Genomic DNA, 21174 nt, shown 5'->3' with positions numbered 1-21174 from the left:
CGCCGCGCCAGCAACGAGGGAACTTCGATGAGGGCAAAATCGAGAATGATCGCCGCGCTTCTGGCCGGTAGCATGGTGGGCGCAAGTCCGGTCCCGGCCTGGGCACAAACCAAAGGCCAAGCAGCGCCGGTTTATGAGTTCAATCTGCCGGCTCAGGATCTGGGCGATGCTCTGCAAACGGTCGCAAGGCGCGCCAGGCTCGAACTCTACGCGACATCCAGCGATGTGAACGGTGTTCGGGCGCCAGGGCTCAACGGCAAGAGGTCAGTGCGCGAGGCGCTCGATATCCTGCTTGAAGGGACCGGACTCGAGGCCGAGATTTCCGAGGGTGCGGTGCTCATCATGGGGCCCGGTCAGCGGCGCGGTGCCGAGGCGGATGAGGTCTCGGACAAGCAGATTGTCGTGACCGGTACCCATATTCGCGGAGCTATCCCGGTCGCCCCCGTTCGAACGGCCAGCCGCGAGGACATCGAGGAGCAGGGGCACTCGGATCTGGGTGATTTCATCCGGTCCATCCCGGAAAATTATACAGGAGGCCAGAACCCGACCGTTGCAGGCGGCGGGTCGCAAGGCGTGGACAACGAGAATTCCAGCTCTTCCTCCGCGCTCAATCTGCGCGGCCTCGGCCCAGCCGCGACCCTGACCCTGCTAAATGGGCACAGGATGGCATACGACACGGTGTCGCAGGGCGTCGATATCTCCCAGATCCCCTTGGCTGCGATCAACCGCATCGAGATCGTTACCGACGGATCTTCGGCGCTTTATGGTTCGGACGCGGTGGGCGGCGTTGCCAATGTCATCCTGAGACGCGACTACGAAGGCGCCTATGTCTCGGCGCGTTTGGGCGGATCGAGCGATGGCGGTAATTTCCAGCAGCAGTACGATGCCCTGACAGGCAGCCGCTGGGAGAGCGGCGGGATCATGGTGGCAGGAAGCTTCTCCGATGTGACCGAAATCTCTGCCCGGGACCGCTCCTACACGCGCAGTCTCGACGATTCCACGACGCTCGTTCCCTGGCGGCGCCAGTACAGCCTGATCGCTGCCGGCCACCAGGATCTCACCGATCGCCTCGGCCTGGAATTCGATGCCCAGTACAACAACCGCGTGACGCAGCTGTCACAGCCGTTCACCACGACCGCGGATGTGACGACCAATGGCCTCCAATCGAGGCCCAAGGTCCAGTCCGCGACTGTATCGGCGGGCTTGCACTGGGACCTGGGGCATTCGTGGACCGTGTCGGTGACGGGCGTCTATGGTTTCAGCAACAATCACATTACGTCCCATCGCTACATAGGCGGGGCCGAGACGCTGCGCACGTGGCTCAACTACGACAACGACGTCGCGACCGGCGAAGTGGCCGCCGAAGGGGCTTTGCTCGATTTGCCGGGCGGCGAGGCGCGCCTCGCTCTGGGCGCAGGCTATCGCCACATGGGTCTTGATGTCTTTGTGCGTCAGGAAACGAGCGGGACTTCGAACATCACGAAGGACATCAGGTCCGGGCGCGAGGTCTGGTTCGGCTACGGCGAACTCTCGCTTCCGCTCGTTGGCAAGGCCAACCGCATGCCACTGATTGAGCGGTTGCAGCTCAGTCTCGCGGCGCGATACGAGGACTATCCGGGAACCGCGCATCTGCTGACGCCGAAGGCCGGCGTCGTCTACGAGCCGATTGAGGGGCTGACCCTGCGGGGCGCCTGGGGCAAATCATTCAAGACACAAACGCTCTACCAACAGTACCAGTACCGGCAGGGTTCGCTCAATCCGGCAGCCTACTTTCCCGGCTCTCCTACGAACCTGCCGGTGCTGCTCGTTGCCGGCGGGAACATCAATCTAAAGCCGGAGAAGGCAACGACCTGGAACCTGGGCTTCAAGCTTGCGCCCAAGGCGCTGGATGATTTCGAGCTTGAAGCAACGTGGTTTGACATTCGCTACCGCGACCGCGTCGTCTCGCCCGTATCCAGCGTCCTCGCCATCTATACCAACCCCGTCTATGCCGACTACGTCACGCTCAATCCGTCCACTGCGCAAGTGCTCGCAGCGATCGCGGATCTCCCGCAGGGCCTCAACAACCAGACCGGCGAGCCTTTCGATCCCTCTGCGGTCGGCGCTCTGGTCGATGCCTCGTTCCAGAATGCCGCGCGCCAGCATCTGCGCGGATTGGACCTTGCAGCGCGTTATCGGATCGAACTGGGCGAGGATGAGACCGTCAAACTCGAAGGCTCGGCCAGCTACCTCAAAAGCGATCAGCGCCTGAGTGCAGGGTATCCGTTGGAAGAACTGGCGGGCACGATCTTCGGTCCGCCGCACTGGCGCGGCAGGCTTGGCGCGACCTGGCACAAGGACAATGTCACGCTCTCGGTCTTCGGCAGCTATATCGGCGGCGTTACCGACGATCGCTTCAGCCCAGTCGAACATGTGAGATCGTTCACGACGCTCGATCTCGTCGGGCACCTGCGCTCGCAGGCCCAAAGTGGCATCGGGCAGGGGGTGGATTTGACAGTGTCGATCCAGAACCTGTTCAACGAAAAGCCGGGTACGATCCAGAACACGATCCCAGTCTATCCGCCGTACGATTCGACCAATTACTCCTCGATTGGCCGGGTCATCACTATCGCCGTTTCGAAAGTGCTGTGATGAAGCGCACGGCATTTATGATCGCAGGCGCGGCGGTGTGCCTCTGCCTGGTCCCAGTCGCCCGGGCCGCACAGGGCCAGGGACATTGCGCAGCGGCGCTCCTGCCCGGCGACGGTCACGCTGAAGTCCGAAGCCTTCGGGCAGAAGATCTGGTGCGCCTGCGCGATATGGGTGCGAGCTACGAGGTGCCGCCGTGGGCCGGCATGGTACCTGCCGAGAACCAATCGATCGCGCTTTCTCCGGACGGCACGAAACTCGCCTTTTCGATAAGGCGCGGCAATCCGGACACGAACGATTTCTGCCTTGGCATCTTCGTTCTCGATCTGGCCGGCAATACCAGGCCCATCATGATCGACGAGGGCGGGGAGCTCATTCGCTTGAAGAGCGAGTTTCGGGGGAAGGCAGGCTATCCGACCGGGATCGCCGTGAGCCGCCTCCCGCGCTGGACGCCTGACGGAAAAGCGGTGTTGTTCCTCAAGCAGGTGGACGGGGTCGCGCAGGTCTGGCGCGCGGCCGGCGATGGATCGGGCAGCAGGCCCGTTACCCATAGCCAAGACGATGTTCTCGACTTTCGCATCGGCGAGGACGGACATTCGATCATCTACAAAACGCAGCCGGGCCTACGCGCCGGCCTCAAATCCATCGAGCGAGAAGGGCGGGAAGGGTTTCATTACGATGATCGCTTCGCGCCCATGGCAAGCAACCGTCCTTTTGTCCCGGGACCGCTGCCTTATCGCACATGGGTTCAGGCCGACGGACCGGATGCGCGGGGCCGGCAAGCGAGCAGCGAGCAGCGAGCGCTGTTTGAACCGGGCCCAGCCGCGCCGCCGGGAACTGTCGCACAGGCAGTCTCGCGGCGCGGCGATTATGCCTGGCTCAGGGTTGAAGGCAAACACTTCCCGCCGCGCCTGACCTTGACGGCGATGCTGCGCGATGGGCGCAGGATGACTTGCGCCTCTGCGACTTGCGATCGGTCCGTATCGCAGTTCTGGTGGAGCAGTGAAGGTGGTCTTCGCTTCATGCGGCGCGAGGGTTGGGACCGCGAAGCCACGGCGATCTATGAATGGCAGCCGGGGGCGGGAGAGCCGCGACGCCTGTTTCTGACCAACGACCTGCTCGCCAGTTGCATTCCTGTAGATGAGGGTCTCATCTGTCTGCGCGAGGCGAGCAATCGGCCGCGCTACATCTCCAGGGTCGCGCTACCCTCGGGCAAGTCGACCCGGCTCTATGACCCCAATCCTGAATTCCGCAGGCTGCAACTGGGCAAGGTCGAACGGCTGCACTGGCGCAATACCAACGGGTTCGAAGTCTTCGGCGACCTGGTCCTTCCCGTCGGGTACAAGCAAGGTCAGCGATACCCGCTCGTCGTGGTGCAGTACGAATCGCGCGGGTTCCTGCGCGGCGGGACGGGCGATGATTACCCGATCCAGCTTTTTGCCGCGCATGGCTTTGCCGTGTTGAGCTTTGATCGTCCGATCGACTACGGAACGACCGTTGGTGCAAAGACCTTGTCCGAGGCGCAAGCTGCCAATGACAAGGATTTTGCCGACAGGCGAAGCGTGCAGTCCGCTCTCGAGACCGGAATTGGGATGCTCGTGAAGCGCGGCATTGTCGATCCAGCGCGTATCGGCATTACAGGACTGAGCGACGGGGCTTCGACCGGCCAGTTTGCCCTCATCAACTCTGACCTGTTCAAGGCAGCGGCTTTCAGTTCGTGCTGCTGGGATTCCTCGCTTGCCATCAGCGTGGGGCCGGGCGCCATGCCGACTTTTGCCGATACCTATCCCAGCGTACTCAGCGATGACGATCCGGTCTGGCATCCGGTCTCGATCGCCAGGAATGCTGCGCGCCTCGATGTGCCGATGCTGTTCCAGATTTCCGATGGGGAACTGCTGAGCACCTTGACTGGCTACACCGCGCTTCGCGATCATCAGCAGCCCGCGGACATGTACGTTTATCCAGGGGAGTATCACATCAAATGGCAGCCGGCACACCGCCTTGCGATCTACAGGCGCAGCCTTGCCTGGTTTGAGTTCTGGTTGGGAAGCGACGGCCCGATCGATGCACCCGATGACGAGTTGGAACGCTGGGATGATTTGCGCCGGGAGAAGGCTGGCAAGGGCAAAGCAACTCAGCGAGCTCCCGAATGACATTATTGAATGGTTCGGTCATTCGCATGTCAGATTAAGTCCAAACTTCTACAATTAATGCGATTGCCAATGACCGATCCAGGCTTCGGCTTCGAGTAATTCGAGAATGCGCACCTGGTCAGCGCCCCAATTTGGCTTGGCATCGCTGAGCCGCTGCTCGAGTGCGCGTCGATCGACAATGCCATGGCTTGCCAGAGCCCCATCAAGCAGACGTTCGCGCATGGTCTCGCGGAAGTGCTCCAGGATCTGCGTCCCAAAGCCATCGGGCCCGCCTTTCGAGACGCGATCGGTGATCGATGGAGGCATCAGATCTCGGAAGGCTTCGCGTGCGACCGATCGATTCTGGCCGTTTCGGCACCACATCCAGGAAGGGATCGCAAGGCAGGCCTCAAGGACCGGTTGCGACATCAGCGGGTTGATTACGGCCACATCGCCGAGTTGTCCGCTCCCGTCGAGGTGTCGCTGAATTCTGAGCAGAGAGGCAATATGGGCGGCCTTGCCGGGGAGGGCTCCGTCTGGCGCATCGAGCCAGGGATGGGTAAGCGCCGTCGCGTCGAGTTGGGCGAGAGCATCCCTGCTCAAGAACCGCCGGTTGGGACGCCAGCGATACCCCCGCGGGCGACACAGGATTCGTATTGTTGCCTGCCAGGCCTCGCGAAGGCTGCATCCTGTCAGCTGGCAGACGTCCTTGCTCGTGCGCCAAACGGCCGATGACAGACCCTCATGCAGCAGCCTGTCGGCAATGGCGCCGGCGGATTGCGAGAAGCCGAAAACGTTGTCCCCGCCATTGCCGGTCATAAATGCGGTGACGCCATGTTCGCTGGCTATCCGCGACATAGCGGCATTGTAACCTTGCGCAATGATGCGGCCGGTAGGACGCGGCATGTGAGGGCGTGCAGGTCGGTCAAGACAGATATCGGCAAGGTCGTAGTGGGCCTCGACGAGTTCCATGCCCAAATGATCACAAATCTTGCGCGCAAAGTGTCGCTCGTCGCCTTCGGCATCTTTTGTTGCAAGCGTGGCGCACAGGGCTGGGGGCGTTGAGCGGCGCAAGCAGGTGGCGAGGATCGAGGAATCGAGACCCCCGGAAACGCCGAGGAGAACCGGACCTGCCGCGCTGGCCCAGGCAACTGCCGTATTCTGCAAGGCGCGGCGTAGTTGTTCGACATGGTCTTCAAACGTCACGGCACTGTTGATCATGACATGGTCCCAGGGGGACCAGGCCGGCACCACCCTGCAACCGTTGGCATCAATGACAAGGCTCGTCCCAGGAGCGAGTTCCTCAATCCCCTCCAGTGCTGTTTGCGGCGAGGGCAGATCTGCGCGGAAGAGACAGTCCGCGACATTGTTCATCGCGACGCTGGGCCTGGGAATGCTGGCATGTTTCATCGCCGCAATGCTCGAGGCCATGAGAACCCCGCCGGAAGTTTGCGTATAGAGGCAAGGCATGGCGGCGCTGGGATCACGCGTGAAAAGCAGTTCGTCGCTGCGCTGGCGCACGGCAAGATAAGCGCCCCAGTACTCATGCAAGAGCCTTGCAAGCGAACCGGTTCGCAATTCTTGTGCGGTCTTCGCATCGAGTCCGTTGCAGCGCTCGGGCGGACCATGGCGGGCAAATATGCTGCCCAGCACGGCGTGAGTGGGTGCCGTGCTCTCGGCTATGAACGGACAGGAATCACTGACGAAGATGGCGATGGGCCCGCCAATCGTGATGCGTTGCCATCCGGTACGTTCTGCGATGTGGCGAGCCCACTGATCAAGCAGTTCCGGCTCGCGAAATACCGCGATCAGGAATTCCAGGCCGCTCACAGGACGAAGATCGGTTGATAGGTTCGCACATTCTCATAATGGTCGTTGAGGACCACCGGCCCGTCCTGGCACCAGCAATGCGCCCCAAACGGGTTTATGCGGACGCCGATGACCAGGCGTGGCGTATATCCCAGCCTGCGGCTCAGCCAGACGAAGGCGAGCGTGTGTGGGAGGCAATTGCCATCCTTGCCCATGAGGACCTGTACACGCTGGAACGCCCCGGCGAGGTGATCGAGCATCTGTGTGCTCGGTGGTTGCAGCTTGTGGGGGTGGTTGTGTCCGATGTACGCAAGAAGCCAGTGAAGCGGACACAGCCTGACCAGCAACTTGGCTGAAAGGCAGGCGATTGCGACCTGCAGCAGCGACAGCGCCGGAATGGGAACCGAATTGCTATCGGGTGCGTGATCGGATGTCGCAGCGGGAAAAGGCTGGAACTCCTGCACACTGACGATGCCTTTTAAGGCTAACAGATCATCCATGCCAGTTTTGAGTGCGGCGAGCTCGTCGGGGGTGACAGTACCCATGACGCAATCGCCGATGGCCGAGATAAACGAGGTGTTCAGCTTTTCAGGCAATGCAAAATACCGGTTCGCCCGAATATCGAGAAACACAGCGCGGGTGCCCACGAGGCAGAAATGGACAGAGGACATGGGTGGCATAACCATGATGCAAAGACCGAGAAGGTGCGCGCGCCATAGCGCGCGCACCCATCGCATCAGTCGTCGGTGAGGCCAAGAGCAGCACGTTGGCCGCCCTGCTGGTCTTCGAGTGCACCCACGATGCCGCGGGTTTCTTCAGTCACCGAGCCGAGATCGACGACTTCGTCTTCGAGGGTATCAATGGTCTTTTCCATGATCTTCTCCATTTGAGATCGCGACTCCATCTGCCGCACAGGCAGAATGATCAGACCATTGGCGAAATTGAATTTTATAATGCGATTATAATTGCTTGGGAGGTGAACTGGGCGAAGTTATGAAGTGACCGGGCAGTGGAAAAATCCGTGCTGGAAACGCACAACGGCACCTTTAGCACAAGGCCTGGACATACGTACCGAGACCCGGTCGTGCGCCTTGCTGGGAGCTGACGCCCGACCAAGCTGCCTTCTTGAGAATAAATCGCAAGCGCTGATAACCGCGCTTAACATGTTTTAATTCCCGCGCGATCTTCTCTTGCGGGCAAAACCTCGATCGGTTCCCATGAAACGCTCGATCATCGGGGCGATCAGCCGCTCGGCGGGCATGGCCTCGCCCTGGTTGTTTTCTTCTGCATGAAGACGGGCGTACTCTGCCAGATCACGCAAAATATGAGCGGGCATCTCAATCGTCACCTTCACCGGTTTGTCATCTTCGATCGGTCCAAGTCGCAGTTTGGTCATGGTAAATCCCTTTCTGGGGCCGGTTCAATGACGAGGTCGTGTGTAACGAGGACACGCAAGGGGAAACCGGGGCGGATCGCGAGGGTCGGCGCGATGTTGATTTCTCGGCCGACGATTTGCTGTCCGGCCTGGTTGATCGTGCCCTGTGTGCCGTAGCGAAGCGCCCGCGCCAGTTCGTCATCGCTGTTTGTTGTCAGCTCTGTTCCTACGCCTAGCAGCGTTGAGATGAGCGCGGCCCTGAACACGCTACCCCAATGATGATTGGTGCGGTCCTCTAGCCCTGCAGCGCCTGCCGGATCAGTTCCGGGCTGGCGATCGAGCGCTATCGAGCGGCCACCTGGCACGATCAGTCGGTCCCAGGCCAGAAGGACCCGGCGCTGTCCTGCCGAAACCGAGCTGTCGTATTCACCGATCAGTCGCGAACCCTGGGGAATGAGAAGCAGGCGTCCCGTTGCGCTGTCGTAGACGTTCTGTGTCACTTGCGCGGTGATCGTGCCCGGCAAGTCCGAGCGAATGGCAGTGATCAGGGCGGCAGGAATCACGCTGCCTGCCTGAAGGACGTATGCCGAGAAGGGCGGGCTGACCCGTTCGGTTCTGACGAACCTGCGATCCTTGTCGGCCTTCAGAAAGGCACGCTTGCGGTCCTGTCCGTCAGAAGCGGCCGGGGCGGGTAAAGGCTGCTTTGAATTGGCTGTCTCGCCCATGGACGCGCTCACATCGCGCATCATTGCTGATTGGGCCGGCGTCGAACCCGATCGGGGGTTACCGGCAAACAGAGCGCTTGTTCGCGCTGAATCGTGTTCTTGCCTTTCCCGTTCACGCGCTTGCTGCTCGGCAATGGCCCGTGGATTGCGCTTTGCCTCTGCTCCCATGGCTGGGGCAGGAACGTCCTTTCCAGCCTCGCGCGCAGCCAGAATGGGGCGGCCCAGATCTCCGGGGAGAGGCGGGCCAAGCTTGGGCGCTTGGGCATAATCGGCAGGAGCCGAGGTCACCGCCTCGACGCGATTTTGGCTTGCACCGTCATAAAGGTTGGGTGCCTGTTCGCGGTCGATCGGTTGCAGCGCGTAGATCAGCGCGCCGCCAATCACGCAGCCGGCTACCGTGCCAGCAATCGCCAATGTCTTGCGCGACAGGCGCATCACTTTGGGTGGATCGGCCCGCAGCCGGAAAACTTCGGGTGATGTCAGCGCATCTTGCGGCTTGGTGTCGGTAGGAGTTTCCTGCTGCTGCTCCTTTTGCTGGTCCTGCCTTGGAGCTTTTTGAGCGGTTTGGGGTCGGGCAGGGGGACTTGCTTCCGGCGCACCGGCATTGGGCGCTTTGTCGACACTGTCGGTCATGAGGGCCGGCGCGTGGCTTTGGCGCGTTGCCGCTCGATCCGGACGCGCTGTTGGCTCTTATTTGTGCCGAGCCTGAGCTCGGCTAGGGAAAAGAGCCTGTCGACAACCATGTATCGGCCTTCAACCCGGTAATTGACGAGTTCGCTCGAACCATCGGCTCCGCTCACGAAAAGCGGCGGCATCTCGTCGGTCGAAATCGATGCCGGAAACTCGATATAGGCCTGCCGTCCATCGTCGAAGACGCGCAAGGGGCGCCACGAGGGCCTGTCGCCATCGATCCGGTAATGGAAATCGAGCGCGGCAAGATCGATGCCTGATGCGATCGGCGCAGCCTCTATGCGCCGGGCCTGGGCCCTGCGCATGGCGAACAACTCGTCCTGCGGATAGGTCCAGGAAACGGCTGCCATGTAAGTCGCCAGCGTTGCCTTGAGCTCGATGTGGTATGTGCGCCGGTTCGTATTGATGACAAGGTTCGTGGCGATGTCGGGCCGTATCGGCTTCACTAGGATGTGGACCTGTTTGGCAGCGCCAATACCACTGATCGTATCGCCGATGATCCAACGCACCGTGTCGCCGGCAGCAACAGGTCCTTGCGAGGACAGTTCCTCGCCTGCCTGCAGCGCGATATCGGTGACCTGGCCGGGAGCGGCGTAGACTTGGTAGAGCGCACCATCGGCATAGGGGTATTGCTGGATGGCATTGAGCCAACCGCTTTTTTCCGGTTGCATGCGGGCAGCATCATTAGCGCTGTCCACGCGGCGGTGCGGTTCGGCAGGATGCCGCCCACGCGGCGAAATTGGTTCTGCTTTTGGGATGGGCTTTAATTGCCCTGGGAGCGGAAGCGGAGCTGGTACGCTTACGATCGCGACCTGCGGGACTTGCCTTTCCTGTTCGAACGCAGGTCGCAGGACGGGTGCCGGATCTGCAGGTCTGGCCTGAACGTGACTGCATCCGCTGATGACAAGGGCCGGAGCCAGCAGAGCCAGAAGGCCCAGGGGACAGGTTCGGGTCATTGGCTGAGTTCCTTCGACCAGTTGAAAGCATTGACGAAAAGGCCAAGCGGGTTCTTGCGCAGCGCATCGACACTACGTGCCTCGCGCATCACGACCGTGACGATCGCCGACCAGCGCGTGGTGTCTGCCAGTGCGCCATCGACATATCGCCGCTCGGTCCATGCGATACGAAAACTGTCAGGCGAAGCGCGGATCACGCTCGACACATCGACAGCGACCTGCTTCTTGCCGACATGGGCGAATGGGTCATTGGTCCGGGCATAGTCATTGAGCGCAAGCGCGCCCTTCTCGCTGGCAAAGTCGTAAGCGCGCAGCCAATTCTGGCGCAGCACGACCGGGTCGGCCGGAATCGAACGAACTTCTTCGATAAAACGTGCAAGCTGGAAAGCGATCTGGGGGTCGGACGGCGTGTATCCTGCTTCAGCAGATGCGATGGCCCTTGCTTCTCCAAGCTTGTCGACTTCTACGACCCACGGCACAACCCGGCCCCGCAGCGACTGCACGACAAGGCCGGTCGCCAAACCTCCTGAAAGGGCAAGGCAGCCGAAAAAGGCAAGGCGCCAGTTCCGGGCCTGGACGCGCGCGGAGCCAATGCGATCGTCCCAGACCTGGCTGGCACGCTGATAGGGTGTCACAGCCTCAGGGCTCCTGGCGTATCGGATCGAGGGTCGTCGAAACATGCGTCAGTCCTTTTCTGAAATGTCGGGGGCTGCACCGCCGCCATGGCTGTCGCCGGATCTCAGGGCGTGGGCAGCGCTTGCCGCGCTCTGAGACATGGCTTGACGCTGACGCATCGACCTGGCCCAGCGGGGCGGACCTGCAGCGTTGTCCGAAGCTTTGGCTGCGGGCGTGGTCACGCCGTCGCGGCCACTGGCGTAGGCCTCCTTCAGACTCTGCGAAGCGCGGCGCAGCGGCGACGTGGCTGCATGCCCGGCAGTCCTTGCGACATTGGCGAGACCGCCAGACACAGAACCGGCCCCGCTGCGGCCGGCGGCCCCACCGGCATAGGCCGCCGAGGTGGCGCCTGCCGCGCGTGCACCGCCCATGGCCGTGCCTGAAGCAGCCCCTGCAGCTGCGCCGGCGGCAAGCCTTGCTCCTGCCGCGCCGCCCACCAAGGCGCCGCCTGCGGCAAGGGCGGTTCCTGCAGCAGCACCCGCCCCCAGTTGCGGTCCACCCGAAACGATGCCGTTGGCAATTCCGGGCGCAAATATCCCGAGGCCAAGCAGGGTCAGCGCGGCAAGGGCTATCGCCATCACCTGCTCGACCGTTGGTTCGGGCCCAAGCCCGGCATTGGTGAACTGGTTGAACAGCGTCGTACCGATCCCGGTTATGACGGCCAGCGTCATCAGCTTGATCCCTGAGGAAATGACATGGCCCAGAACGCGTTCGGCCATGAACGCGGTCCGCCCGAAAAAGGCAAAGGGAACCAGCACGAAGCCGGCAAGCGTAACCAGCTTGAACTCGACGATGGTGATGAACACCTGGATCGCAAGAATGAAGAAGGCGATGACGACGATCACCCAGGCGAGCAGCAGGATCACAATCTGCACGAAGTTGGTGAACAGGCCGATCGGTCCCAGCAGGTCGGCAGTCGCATCGAGCAGGGGCTGGGCAGCGTCGAGACCGGTGCCGGCAACGGAGCCGGGTTTCATGAAATCAGCTAAGCTCATCCCGCCGCCACTGGCCTTGAGCCCGAGCGCAGCGAAGCTCTTGAACAGGATGTCTGCGAGATGCGAGAAGTTGCCGACGATCCAGGCGAACATGCCGATATAAAGCGTCTTTTTGATAAGGCGCTGCAGCACATCCTCATCACCGCCCCATGCCCAGAACAGGGCTGCGAGGGTCACATCGATCGCAATGAGGGTAGATGACAGGAAGCCGACTTCGCCGCCGAGCAGGCCAAATCCGCTGTCGATGTAGGTGGTGAAGACAGCGAGAAAGCTGTCGATGACGCCTGCATCGTTCATGGCCGCCGGCCTATTCTTTCCTCGCTTCCAAAGAAGCGGTTTCGCCGTTCTTCCCAGGCAGCGGAGCATGCGGCATCGGGCTGGGTAATCGTTCGACAGCGAGCCGGGGCTTGCTTGGGCAGCTGTGAAATGGGAAGATCGGATGCCACCGTTTTGTACCGGTCAACGGTGGGCGATCGCGCTCCCAGGATCGCGATCGCCGCCACCAAACCGCCAAGAGCGGCCAGCAATGCGAGCTTGCCTATCCGGCTCATGTCATTGCCCGCGAAACCGACGGAAACGCTGACGCCCTTCTGCCTCGGTTGCCGCATCGTTGGCTGCTTCCAGGGTCTGGGCTCTTCCTTGCGCCACAACGGCGGCGGACAGGTCGGCAAGCTGCTGTGACTGCAACGCGAGTAGCTGGTTGCCCGCCTGGGCCGCCTGCAGCGCGCCTGCCGCCGACTGGCTTGCGGTTACCAGCGTATTGATCGAAGAACGCGCGCCATCGATGTTACCAACGATCCCAGCCTGAACGGTCAGCGCATCTTCGAATGCAGCAACGCTGTCGTTCCAGCGCGCATCGGCATTGGCGACCATTTGGGTGTCACTGCCGCTTAGCGCATCGCCCTTGTAGCGATCGGCAAAGGCCTGCTGGATAGTCTCGACATTGAAGGCAACGCGCTGGGCCCGGGCAAGCAGGCTCTGGGTTTGCTGCACCTGGGCCTGCAAAGTTGAAAGTGTCGAGGTTGGCAGGCTTTCCAGGTTTCTCGCTTCGTTGAGCAGCGATGTTGCCTGGTTCTGGATCTGGCGGATCTGGTTGTTGATCTGCTCAAGCGAGCGCACGGCCGTCAGCACGTTTTGCGCGTAATTGGTGGGATCGTAGACGACGTCCCCGAACCCGAACAGCGCATGGGCTAGCGGGGCAGTCACGCAGCTTGCCGTTATCATGGATACGAAAGTTCCGGCCATCACGGCGTGGCGCAGGCGGGTTTGGGTCATGATGGATCATCCAGTTGGTTTGGGGGGGAGGAGGTCTGCAGCCCAGCCAAGACCGCGATGACGCAGCCATTGATGCGCGAAAGCATCGCGACCATGCGCCTCGACGATTTGCGTGATGCGCAGCTGGTCCGATTTCGAGGAGGCGGCTGTGAAGGCGAGAGCGATCTCGCCAAGGCCGAGTTCAAACAGGCGATTGCCGCCTTGCGACTGGCAATAATAGTCGCGCTTGGGTGTGGCCCGGCTCAGGATCTCGATCTGCCGGGCATTGAGCCCGAAACGCTCGTAGATTCTGGTTATCTGCGGCTCGCAGGCCCGGTCGTTGGGAAGGAAAATCCGCGTCGGGCAGCTCTCGATAATCGAACTGGCGATGCCGGAACCTTCAATGTCGGCAAGGCTCTGCGTTGCAAAAACGACGCTCGCGTTCTTCTTGCGCAAGGTCTTGAGCCATTGCTTGAGCTGCGCGGCAAAGGCCGGACTGTCCAGAACCAGCCAGCCTTCATCGATCACGATGAGGGTCGGGCGTCCATCGAGCCGGCCTTCGATCCGATGAAACAGATAGGAGAGGACCGCGGCTGCCGCCCCGGATCCGACAAGGCCTTCGGTCTCGAACGCCTGCATACTGGCTTGTCCAAGGTCTTCGCTCTCGGCATCGAGCAAATGGCCGCGCGCACCGCCAAGGCACCAGGGCGCCAGAGCCGCCTTGAGCGCCTGCGATTGCAGGAGCACTGCAAGGCCGGTCATTGTCCGCTCTTCTCGGGGCGCGCAGGCCAGTGAGGTGAGCGCGCTCCAGATATGCTCGCGGGCATGCGGATCGATCTGCACGCTCTCGCCAGTCAGGATCGCAGCGAGCCAGTCGGCCGCCCACGCCCGTTCCTGTGCATCGTCGATCCGCGCCAGGGGCTGCAGGTCCACGCCTTGCGTGCCATCGTGCTGCGAGGTGCCGCCCAGATCCTGCCAGTCACCGCCCATGGCGAGGGCTGCAGCGCGGATCGATCCGCCAAAGTCGAAGGCGAAAATCTGGCTGTTCGCATATCGGCGAAACTGCAGCGCCATGAGGGCGAGAAGCACTGACTTGCCCGCGCCCGTTGGCCCGACGATCAGCGTATGACCGACATCGCCTGCATGAAGGGAAAACCGGAACGGGGTGGAACCTTCGGCTTTGCCGTAAAGCAAGGGAGGCGCATTGAAATGTTCGTCCCGTTCCGGCCCCGCCCAAATCGCTGACAGGGGGATCAGGTGGGCGAGGTTGAGAGTGGAAATGGGAGGTGTTCGGACATTGGCGTAGACATGACCCGGAACACTTCCGAACCAGGCTTCGAGGGCGTTCACGGTCTCGGTAATGACAGTGAAGTCGCGGGACTGGATGACCTTCTCGGCAAGGCGAAGTTTTTCTGCCGCTACTGCCGGGTCATGGTCCCAGACCGTAACCGTGGCCGTGACATAAGCCATGCCGGCATGGTCGGCACCCAGTTCCTGGAGCGCGAGATCGGCGTCGGCCGCCTTGTTCGATGCATCGTTGTCGAGGAGGACTGATGCCTCGTTGGTCATCACCTCCTTGAGGATGGCTGCAACCGACTTGCGTTTGGCAAACCACTGCCGGCGGATCTTCGTGATAGCCTTGGTCGCATCGGCCTTGTCGAGCATGATCGCCCGCGTTGACCAGCGGTATTCGAACCCTTGCGCATCGAGTTCATCGAGCAGGCCCGGAAAGGTGACGCTCGGAAATCCCGTCACCGTCAATGTCCGCAAGTGATGATCGCCTAGCTTGGGCTCGAGGCCGCCAGTGAGCGGCTCGTCGGCGAGCAAGGCGTCCAGATGCATCGGAGTTTCCGGGACGCGCACGCACTGGCGTTTGGTGGAAATCGTGGAATGGAGGTAGGTGAGGGTGCCTTCGTCGTCGAGCCAGGCGACTTGTGACACAAAGCCTTCGATCAACTGAACCAACCGGTTCGTGCGGTCGGTATAGCCCTTGAGCAGTTCGCCGGGATCAACGCCCTTGCTTGTCCGTCCTTCGTAGAGCCAGCTTTCCGCGCGAGCCGCATCTTCGGCGGGCGGCATCCAAAGCAGGGTCAAATAATAGCAGCTCTCGAAGTGTCGCCCATCTTCTCGGAATTGTTCGCAACGCTCCTGGTCGACCAGCGCGGAAACAGGATCGGGGAAGTCACAGTCGGGATAGGCCAGTGCCGGAATGCGCTGTGCCTCGACGAAAATCGCCCAACCTGTTCCGAGGCGGCGCAGCACATTGTTGAGCCGCGCCGTGACGGCGACGAGTTCGGCCGGTGTCGAACTGTCGAGATCTGGGCCGCGAAAGCGCAGCGTGCGCTGAAACGAACCGTCCTTGTTGAGCACCACGCCCGGCGCCACCAATGCAGCCCAGGGCAGGAAATCGGCTAGGCAATCACAGCGCCTGCGATATTCGGCTAGATTCATCATGGCCGCATCCATGCCGGATAGCGAAGGTGCCGGCGGGCGACTTCGGCGAACTGGGGATCGTGCCGCGCTGCCCAGACCGACAGGGCATGGCCGATGACCCAAAGCGCCAGGCCCGCGATCCACAGGCGCAGGCCAAGCCCAATAGCGCCAGCGAGGGTTCCATTGACGATGGCAAGCGAGCGCGGCGCGCCGCCTAGCAGGATCGGCTCGGTGAGTGCTCTGTGAACCGGGGCGAAGTAGCCCGGGATCGGCTCGGCAGGTTCGGCCATTATACGAGGGCTCCGCCGCCGAAGCTGAAGAAGGAGAGGAAGAAGGAACTCGCCGCAAACGCGATCGAAAGACCGAAAATAATCTGGATCAACCTGCGAAATCCGCCCGAAGTATCGCCGAAAGCGAGGCTGAGACCGGTGACGATGATGATGATCACCGCGACGATCTTGGCGACCGGGCCTTCAATGCTTTGGAGGATGGACTCAAGGGGCGCTTCCCACGGCATTGATGAGCCGGATGCGAAAGCGGGCGTGGACAGGGTGAACGTGACAAGTCCGGTGGTTGCAAGAAGTGCGGTGTGCCGGGTACCGCGCTTGGATGCATGGGTCATGGAAGGTCTCCATCAGTCTGTTAGGGATAAAGGGTGAGGCGATAGTCGCCAGTTGCGGGATCAAGCCCATCGACCCGTGCGAGTTCGGCCAAGCGCCGGCCGTGGCCATCGCGGACCAGCACAGCAATCAGGTCGATTGTCTCTGCGATCAGCGCGCGCGGTACTGTGACGACAGCTTCCTGGATCAGCTGCTCCATGCGCCGCAGCGCACCAATAGCGCTTCCCGCATGGATTGTGCCGATGCCGCCGGGATGGCCTGTGCCCCATGCTTTGAGAAGGTCGAGCGCCTCGGGGCCGCGCACTTCCCCGATCGGGATGCGATCGGGCCGCAGGCGCAGACTGGAACGCACGAGATCTGCTAGCGAAGCAACCCCATCCTTGGTGCGCAGGGAGACCATGTTTGGCGCAGTGCATTGAAGCTCGCGCGTGTCCTCGATCAGGACCACGCGGTCTGCTGCATTTGCCACTTCTGTGAGCAGGGCGTTGGCAAGCGTGGTCTTGCCAGTGCCCGTTCCGCCAGCGACCAGGATGTTGCACCGATCGGCGACGGCTCGCCTCATCGTCTCGGCCTGGTCCCGGGTCATGATGGCTGCATCGCAATAGTCGCCGAGCGTGAAGACGATGACGGCGGGTTTGCGGATAGCAAAGATCGGCGCGATGACTACGGGCGGCAGCAAGCCTTCGAAACGTTCGCCGGTTTCGGGAAGTTCGGCGGAAACCCGGGGGCGTCGGTCGTGCACATCCACGCCGACATGATGGGCAACAAGGCGAATGATCCGCTCGCCATCGGAAGGAGCTAGTGACAGGCCGCTATCGCTGACGCCTTTGCCCAAACGCTCGACCCAGAGGCGGCCGTCCGGATTGAGCATGATTTCGATGATTGCGGGATCGCCGAGCCATCCCGCAATCGCATCGCCCATCGCCGTGCGCAGCATGCGCGCACTGCGCGATCCAGCTCCTTTTCGGATTTGCTGTCCAGCCATAGCAATTCCCATCCAGGTGTCAGGCAAAGGGCCTGATCTTCGATCGGGATGACTAAAAGGCGCAGAAATTCAGTAAGTTCAACAAGGATAAGCGGCCGGCGTACTCTAGCGAACAGAAACAGCCAATGGCGTAGGTCAGCCCAGGATTCTGATCCACTGAGCAATCTATTATCTGGAATTTCATTTGTGAGCAGGCCGGACATTATGGCATTCTCACTTGAAATGGGCCTTGATGTAGGAGGTCCATTGTTCGTCGATCTCGGCGCGAATGGCGCTAACGAGCCGCAGCTGCGCGCCTCCGCTGGAAAGACCTTTACCGTGCGCCGTTTCACCTCCTGCTGGACGGCGCGTTCCATCGGTTTCGATGCAGGCAACCGTCGGCGTCAATGCTCGGGCAGGGTGAGTATGGCGAGGCCTTCCGGGACCTTCTCAGCGCGCCATACCACCAGCTTGGTCGCGGTATCCTTGCGGAGCTGACCAAACGATCGGCGCAACGCACACTGAGCACGAAGATGAATGTCCGTCTCGATAAAGAGCGTGCCGCGAGGGCACCGGCGGACGGCAACGCGCCGTTCAATCGGAGAAATGGAAACATTCAGAAGACGGTGACCACTGACTGCCGCAAAGCTTTCCGGGAAACTCCCCAAGCTGAACTGCATCCTCCAAGCTCAATAAGAGTGATGTGCGAGCGGGACAGGCGGCCGAGGCGCCAAACAATGAAATCGTCGCCGGGGCGGGCGTGCTTGCACATTTCTGAGTAGGCGGGCTTGAGGACGGCGGAATCCGATATTCCGTGCCCCTCCGAGATCCTTGCGGCGGCGGCCGCACGATTGGCCTGGAGTTGGGCAGTCAGGCTTGCTTACCTTGTGCTTGTGCGCACGTAGCCCAATTTCATGGCGTCGAACTATCGGGAAATCGTGTTTGTCCTCGCCCGGCGCTCAAGCGACGTGCTAGTGCCGTCCGCGCTTCGGCAAAAGCGGACCCTAGCAAGCCATACCGGCAAATCCGGGAAGCAGGGAACTTACTGGGCCTTCTTTATCTCGCGCACGCTACTTCCGAACATGCGGTCCCAGAAGATCGCTGTGATCGCGTAGTTTCCTTCTTCGTCAACGTGGTGGTGACGCATATGGTGGCGCTTGATCGCCTTGCCGATGCGGCCGCGCATGGGCCATTGGTGGCAGGCGTAGTGGACCACGTCGTATCCGACGTAGCCGATGATGAAGCCCAGGAAGAGCCAGGTGCCCGCCATGCCGATCAGGGCCACGCAGGTTGCCCACACGGCAGCGCTGATGGGCAGGCTGACGAGCGGCGGCATCAGGTTGCGCAGCGGATCGTTCGGAGTGGTGTGGTGATTGCCGTGGACGGCAAAGACCAGCCATTTGATCGGCGCGGCATCGGAATCCCAGTGGAACAGGAACCGGTGCATCGCATACTCGAACAGTGACCAGACCAGCAGGCCGAGCGCAAAGAGGAACGCCCCGTAGGCTGCGCCTGCCGCGCCCCAACCCGTCCATGCAATGAAGGGGAGCGCGATGCTCCAGACCAGGACGAACCCGCGCGGCGAGATGAGAGTGAGCTTCTCGAGCTGCCGGTTCTCGAACAGCTGAACGCGCTGGGGACTGGTTCGAGGATCACGCATCAGAAGACTTTCTCGACAGCAGTGGCTCTACGTTGTCAACACAATATGCTGCAATGCGGCATAATTCTTGATTAATCTGCAACGTGAAAAATGAGGCTGGCATAACTCGGAAAAGAACCCTTAAATTCCTATGCTTGCCGAACAAGAGATATGACCGTGGCATTCCCCGGCATACTGCCGAAATGGCCTCAAGGCTATGAATTCGGCTTTCTTGATGTTGGCCGGCTCGCCCGACCCGGCAACGGCGGCGATGAAATCGGTCTGACGCACCAAAAACGCAGAGGTCTGCAGCACGGCGACCACTTCGGCGACTGGCACGTCCTGCGCCGGCTCATGCACGTCGGTCAGTACGGGAACGCTGGTTTCGCTGCGCACTTTCTCGAGGATGCGCAGACGCTCGTGCATGCCAACTCCACGAATGGACCAGCCTGAGCTTCGATTAGCCTTGTCGAATCAGCTCTTGAAAATGAGCAGGAGGTCTAGTCTGCGCGCAAACTCGCCGAGTTGTTCGGCGAGGCAAAGAGCCAACGATTCGCTTTCGATGACGCAAGGCACGGCTATCGTGAACATAGGGCGGCTCATCTCAATCTCCGGTCTGCACAGGATCATGTCGTTATACCTTAAATTGCTGCAACATCTGGAACGCAGCAATTTTCACGTATATGCTGCATCGCGACATTAGCTGTGTAGACGACCCTTGGCTTGACTTAAAATCGCTGGCAATCCTCAGCGGCTTCAAATATAAATCCCTCTTCAACAGGGGCGCCAAATAAATTGACTTTGCATTGATCATAATTTGTTATCTACATGTAATAGTTGCGTTTTTTGGGGGCCTATGAAAATCGAAACTTTGCAGACGCGCCATACTGCATCTGCGCTCAAGACTCTGGATATCGAGATGCAGGCGCTCGCGACCTTGCGTGCTGCGCTGCAAAGCCAAGTCCTAAGCGATGCCGTTGAAAAGGCGATCAATGTCTTTGCCAATACCCGCGGCCGCATCGTCGTTACAGGCATGGGCAAGAGCGGCCACATCGCGCGCAAGATCGCCGCGACCATGCGCTCCACGGGAACCTCCGCCCTGTTCCTTCACCCCGGTGAAGCCAGCCACGGCGACCTCGGCGTCATCGGCCGCGACGACGTTGTGCTGGCCATCACCTGGTCTGGCGAGACCAAGGAACTGAACGACATCTTCCACTATTGCCGGCACTACGGCGTGGAACTGATCGTCGCGACCGCGCACCCCGACAGCACCGCGGGCCGCGCCGCCGATATCTGCCTGCAGCTGCCTGTCGTGCGCGAAGCCTGCCCGAACGAACTGGCGCCCACGTCATCGACCACGCTGCAGCTTGTCCTGGGCGACGCCCTGGCCGTGGCCCTGATCGAGGCGCGCGGTTTCACGCCTTCGGATTTCCGCGTCTTCCATCCCGGTGGGCGTCTTGGCGCACAGCTTGCCACCGTGACGGAAATCATGGGCATCGGCGATGCCATCCCGCGCGTTCATCGCAATGCGACGCTGGTCAACGCAACACTGGAAATGAGCCGCAAGCGCTACGGCTGCACGGCAGTGGTCGACGAGAACGACATGCTGATCGGCGTCTTTACCGATGGCGACCTGCGCCGCTGCATCGTCGTCAACAATCTGGCGGATACCATCGGCAATCACATGTCCACCGATCCGGTCGCCGTCCCCGGTAATGTTCTGCTGCCCGAAGCGCTGCGCATCATGAACGACAATTCGGTCTCGGTGCTGTTCGTTGTCGAGGCCGGCAAGCTCGTCGGGGTCGTTCACATGCATGACATCGTGGGTGTCGGCATTGCCTGAAGCCGGGCCGACGCCGCGCGATTATCATTCCTTGGCCGATAGCGCCGATCCGGGCGCTGCCGATCAGCTATCAAGCGACACCCTGATTTACGAGCTAAGGCATGAGCAGTGGAGGCGGCGCAGTGTACCTGCAGGTCTCGCCTGCACCATCTGATCAATACCGGCAAGGGACTTTGATGATGTGACCGCCCCCCGACGGCCTTGATTTGCCAAGGTGGGTCTGGAGCGATCCATACAGGAGCCGGTATGAAAGTGCCTTACTTCAATGACGGAATGGAGCGGTGAGATAATCACCCTTGAGACAAGAGTGCATCCCCTCGTGGCGTCACGAGCCTATGAAGGATTGCCGAACCTCCTCGGCAATGGAGATGCACCCATGTCTTACGATTATCACATCAGCGTGGATTACCACAAAGCTTATACCAAGGTGCATTGA

The 21174-nt window shown here is 61.0% G+C and carries 22 protein-coding genes; 3 read left to right on the top strand and 19 right to left on the bottom strand.

Annotated elements, in window-relative coordinates; genetic code table 11:
* Window positions 1–45 precede the first annotated feature (45 nt).
* Window positions 46–2631: a TonB-dependent receptor domain-containing protein gene (locus J3474_RS07470; RefSeq protein ID WP_207093633.1), complete on the top strand. Its 2586-nt coding sequence runs from the start codon at window positions 46–48 to the stop codon at window positions 2629–2631.
* Window positions 2631–4781, top strand: coding sequence for an Atxe2 family lasso peptide isopeptidase (locus J3474_RS07465; protein WP_207093632.1), 2151 nt, complete (start codon window positions 2631–2633; stop codon window positions 4779–4781). The genes J3474_RS07470 and J3474_RS07465 overlap by 1 nt, the downstream gene beginning before the upstream one ends.
* A gap of 54 nt (window positions 4782–4835) precedes the next feature.
* Here J3474_RS07465 and J3474_RS07460 read toward each other — a convergent pair whose 3' ends face one another.
* The 19 genes from J3474_RS07460 to J3474_RS22970 form a co-directional block, all read right to left on the bottom strand.
* Entirely contained in the window at window positions 4836–6590 is a 1755-nt protein-coding gene (locus J3474_RS07460) for an asparagine synthase-related protein (RefSeq protein WP_207093631.1), read from the bottom strand.
* The gene (locus J3474_RS07455; protein ID WP_207093630.1) at window positions 6587–7255 is read right to left on the bottom strand and encodes a lasso peptide biosynthesis B2 protein; all 669 of its coding nucleotides are present in this window, start codon (window positions 7253–7255) and stop codon (window positions 6587–6589) included. The genes J3474_RS07460 and J3474_RS07455 overlap by 4 nt, the downstream gene beginning before the upstream one ends.
* A gap of 50 nt (window positions 7256–7305) precedes the next feature.
* Window positions 7306–7443, bottom strand: a complete 138-nt coding sequence (locus J3474_RS07450) for a benenodin family lasso peptide (protein ID WP_207093629.1) — start codon at window positions 7441–7443, stop codon at window positions 7306–7308.
* A 294-nt stretch (window positions 7444–7737) separates the two neighbouring features.
* Window positions 7738–7965: a DUF2274 domain-containing protein gene (locus J3474_RS07445; protein ID WP_207093628.1), complete on the bottom strand. Its 228-nt coding sequence runs from the start codon at window positions 7963–7965 to the stop codon at window positions 7738–7740.
* Window positions 7962–9302, bottom strand: coding sequence for a TrbI/VirB10 family protein (locus J3474_RS07440; RefSeq protein WP_207093627.1), 1341 nt, complete (start codon window positions 9300–9302; stop codon window positions 7962–7964). Before J3474_RS07440 ends, J3474_RS07445 begins: the two co-directional genes overlap by 4 nt.
* Window positions 9299–10315, bottom strand: a complete 1017-nt coding sequence (gene trbG / locus J3474_RS07435) for a P-type conjugative transfer protein TrbG (RefSeq protein ID WP_207093626.1) — start codon at window positions 10313–10315, stop codon at window positions 9299–9301. Before trbG ends, J3474_RS07440 begins: the two co-directional genes overlap by 4 nt.
* Window positions 10312–10995 (bottom strand): conjugal transfer protein TrbF, encoded by a 684-nt coding sequence (trbF, locus tag J3474_RS07430; RefSeq protein WP_207093625.1) that lies wholly within the window; start codon window positions 10993–10995, stop codon window positions 10312–10314. Before trbF ends, trbG begins: the two co-directional genes overlap by 4 nt.
* A gap of 3 nt (window positions 10996–10998) precedes the next feature.
* Entirely contained in the window at window positions 10999–12282 is a 1284-nt protein-coding gene (gene trbL, locus J3474_RS07425; protein ID WP_207093624.1) for a P-type conjugative transfer protein TrbL, read from the bottom strand.
* On the bottom strand, window positions 12279–12536 hold the full coding sequence (trbK-alt, locus tag J3474_RS23000) for a putative entry exclusion protein TrbK-alt (protein ID WP_207093623.1): 258 nt from the start codon (window positions 12534–12536) through the stop codon (window positions 12279–12281). The genes trbL and trbK-alt overlap by 4 nt, the downstream gene beginning before the upstream one ends.
* Before the next feature lies 1 nt (window position 12537).
* Window positions 12538–13260, bottom strand: coding sequence for a P-type conjugative transfer protein TrbJ (gene trbJ, locus J3474_RS07415; RefSeq protein ID WP_207093622.1), 723 nt, complete (start codon window positions 13258–13260; stop codon window positions 12538–12540).
* 6 nt (window positions 13261–13266) lie between these two features.
* Window positions 13267–15693, bottom strand: coding sequence for a conjugal transfer protein TrbE (gene trbE / locus J3474_RS07410; protein WP_207093621.1), 2427 nt, complete (start codon window positions 15691–15693; stop codon window positions 13267–13269).
* Window positions 15690–15962 (bottom strand): VirB3 family type IV secretion system protein, encoded by a 273-nt coding sequence (locus J3474_RS07405; protein WP_013831312.1) that lies wholly within the window; start codon window positions 15960–15962, stop codon window positions 15690–15692. Before J3474_RS07405 ends, trbE begins: the two co-directional genes overlap by 4 nt.
* Window positions 15962–16294 carry a TrbC/VirB2 family protein gene (locus J3474_RS07400; RefSeq protein ID WP_207093620.1) on the bottom strand — a complete coding sequence of 111 codons (333 nt, stop codon included), beginning with the start codon at window positions 16292–16294 and terminating at the stop codon, window positions 15962–15964. Before J3474_RS07400 ends, J3474_RS07405 begins: the two co-directional genes overlap by 1 nt.
* A gap of 20 nt (window positions 16295–16314) precedes the next feature.
* Window positions 16315–17277, bottom strand: coding sequence for a P-type conjugative transfer ATPase TrbB (trbB, locus tag J3474_RS07395; RefSeq protein WP_207093619.1), 963 nt, complete (start codon window positions 17275–17277; stop codon window positions 16315–16317).
* 213 nt (window positions 17278–17490) lie between these two features.
* Window positions 17491–17664 carry a hypothetical protein gene (locus J3474_RS07390; protein WP_207093618.1) on the bottom strand — a complete coding sequence of 58 codons (174 nt, stop codon included), beginning with the start codon at window positions 17662–17664 and terminating at the stop codon, window positions 17491–17493.
* Window positions 17661–17936 (bottom strand): hypothetical protein, encoded by a 276-nt coding sequence (locus tag J3474_RS07385; RefSeq protein ID WP_207093747.1) that lies wholly within the window; start codon window positions 17934–17936, stop codon window positions 17661–17663. The genes J3474_RS07390 and J3474_RS07385 overlap by 4 nt, the downstream gene beginning before the upstream one ends.
* Window positions 17873–18130 (bottom strand): recombinase family protein, encoded by a 258-nt coding sequence (locus J3474_RS07380; protein ID WP_256437831.1) that lies wholly within the window; start codon window positions 18128–18130, stop codon window positions 17873–17875. The genes J3474_RS07385 and J3474_RS07380 overlap by 64 nt, the downstream gene beginning before the upstream one ends.
* Window positions 18131–18298: 168 nt before the next feature.
* A complete protein-coding gene (locus J3474_RS07375; RefSeq protein WP_207093617.1) occupies window positions 18299–18916 on the bottom strand; it encodes a sterol desaturase family protein in 618 nt (205 codons plus the stop codon).
* Between the two features lie 120 nt (window positions 18917–19036).
* Window positions 19037–19321, bottom strand: coding sequence for a hypothetical protein (locus J3474_RS22970; RefSeq protein WP_308632764.1), 285 nt, complete (start codon window positions 19319–19321; stop codon window positions 19037–19039).
* 430 nt (window positions 19322–19751) lie between these two features.
* Here J3474_RS22970 and J3474_RS07365 point away from each other — a divergent pair, with 430 nt between their 5' ends.
* On the top strand, window positions 19752–20738 hold the full coding sequence (locus J3474_RS07365) for an SIS domain-containing protein (RefSeq protein ID WP_207093616.1): 987 nt from the start codon (window positions 19752–19754) through the stop codon (window positions 20736–20738).
* Window positions 20739–21174: the final 436 nt, after the last annotated feature.

The organism is Novosphingobium sp. PY1, assembly GCF_017312445.1.
GTDB lineage: Bacteria > Pseudomonadota > Alphaproteobacteria > Sphingomonadales > Sphingomonadaceae > Novosphingobium.
The sequence above is the reverse complement of the archived record's forward strand: the minus strand, read 5'-3'. Positions and strand labels throughout refer to the sequence as shown.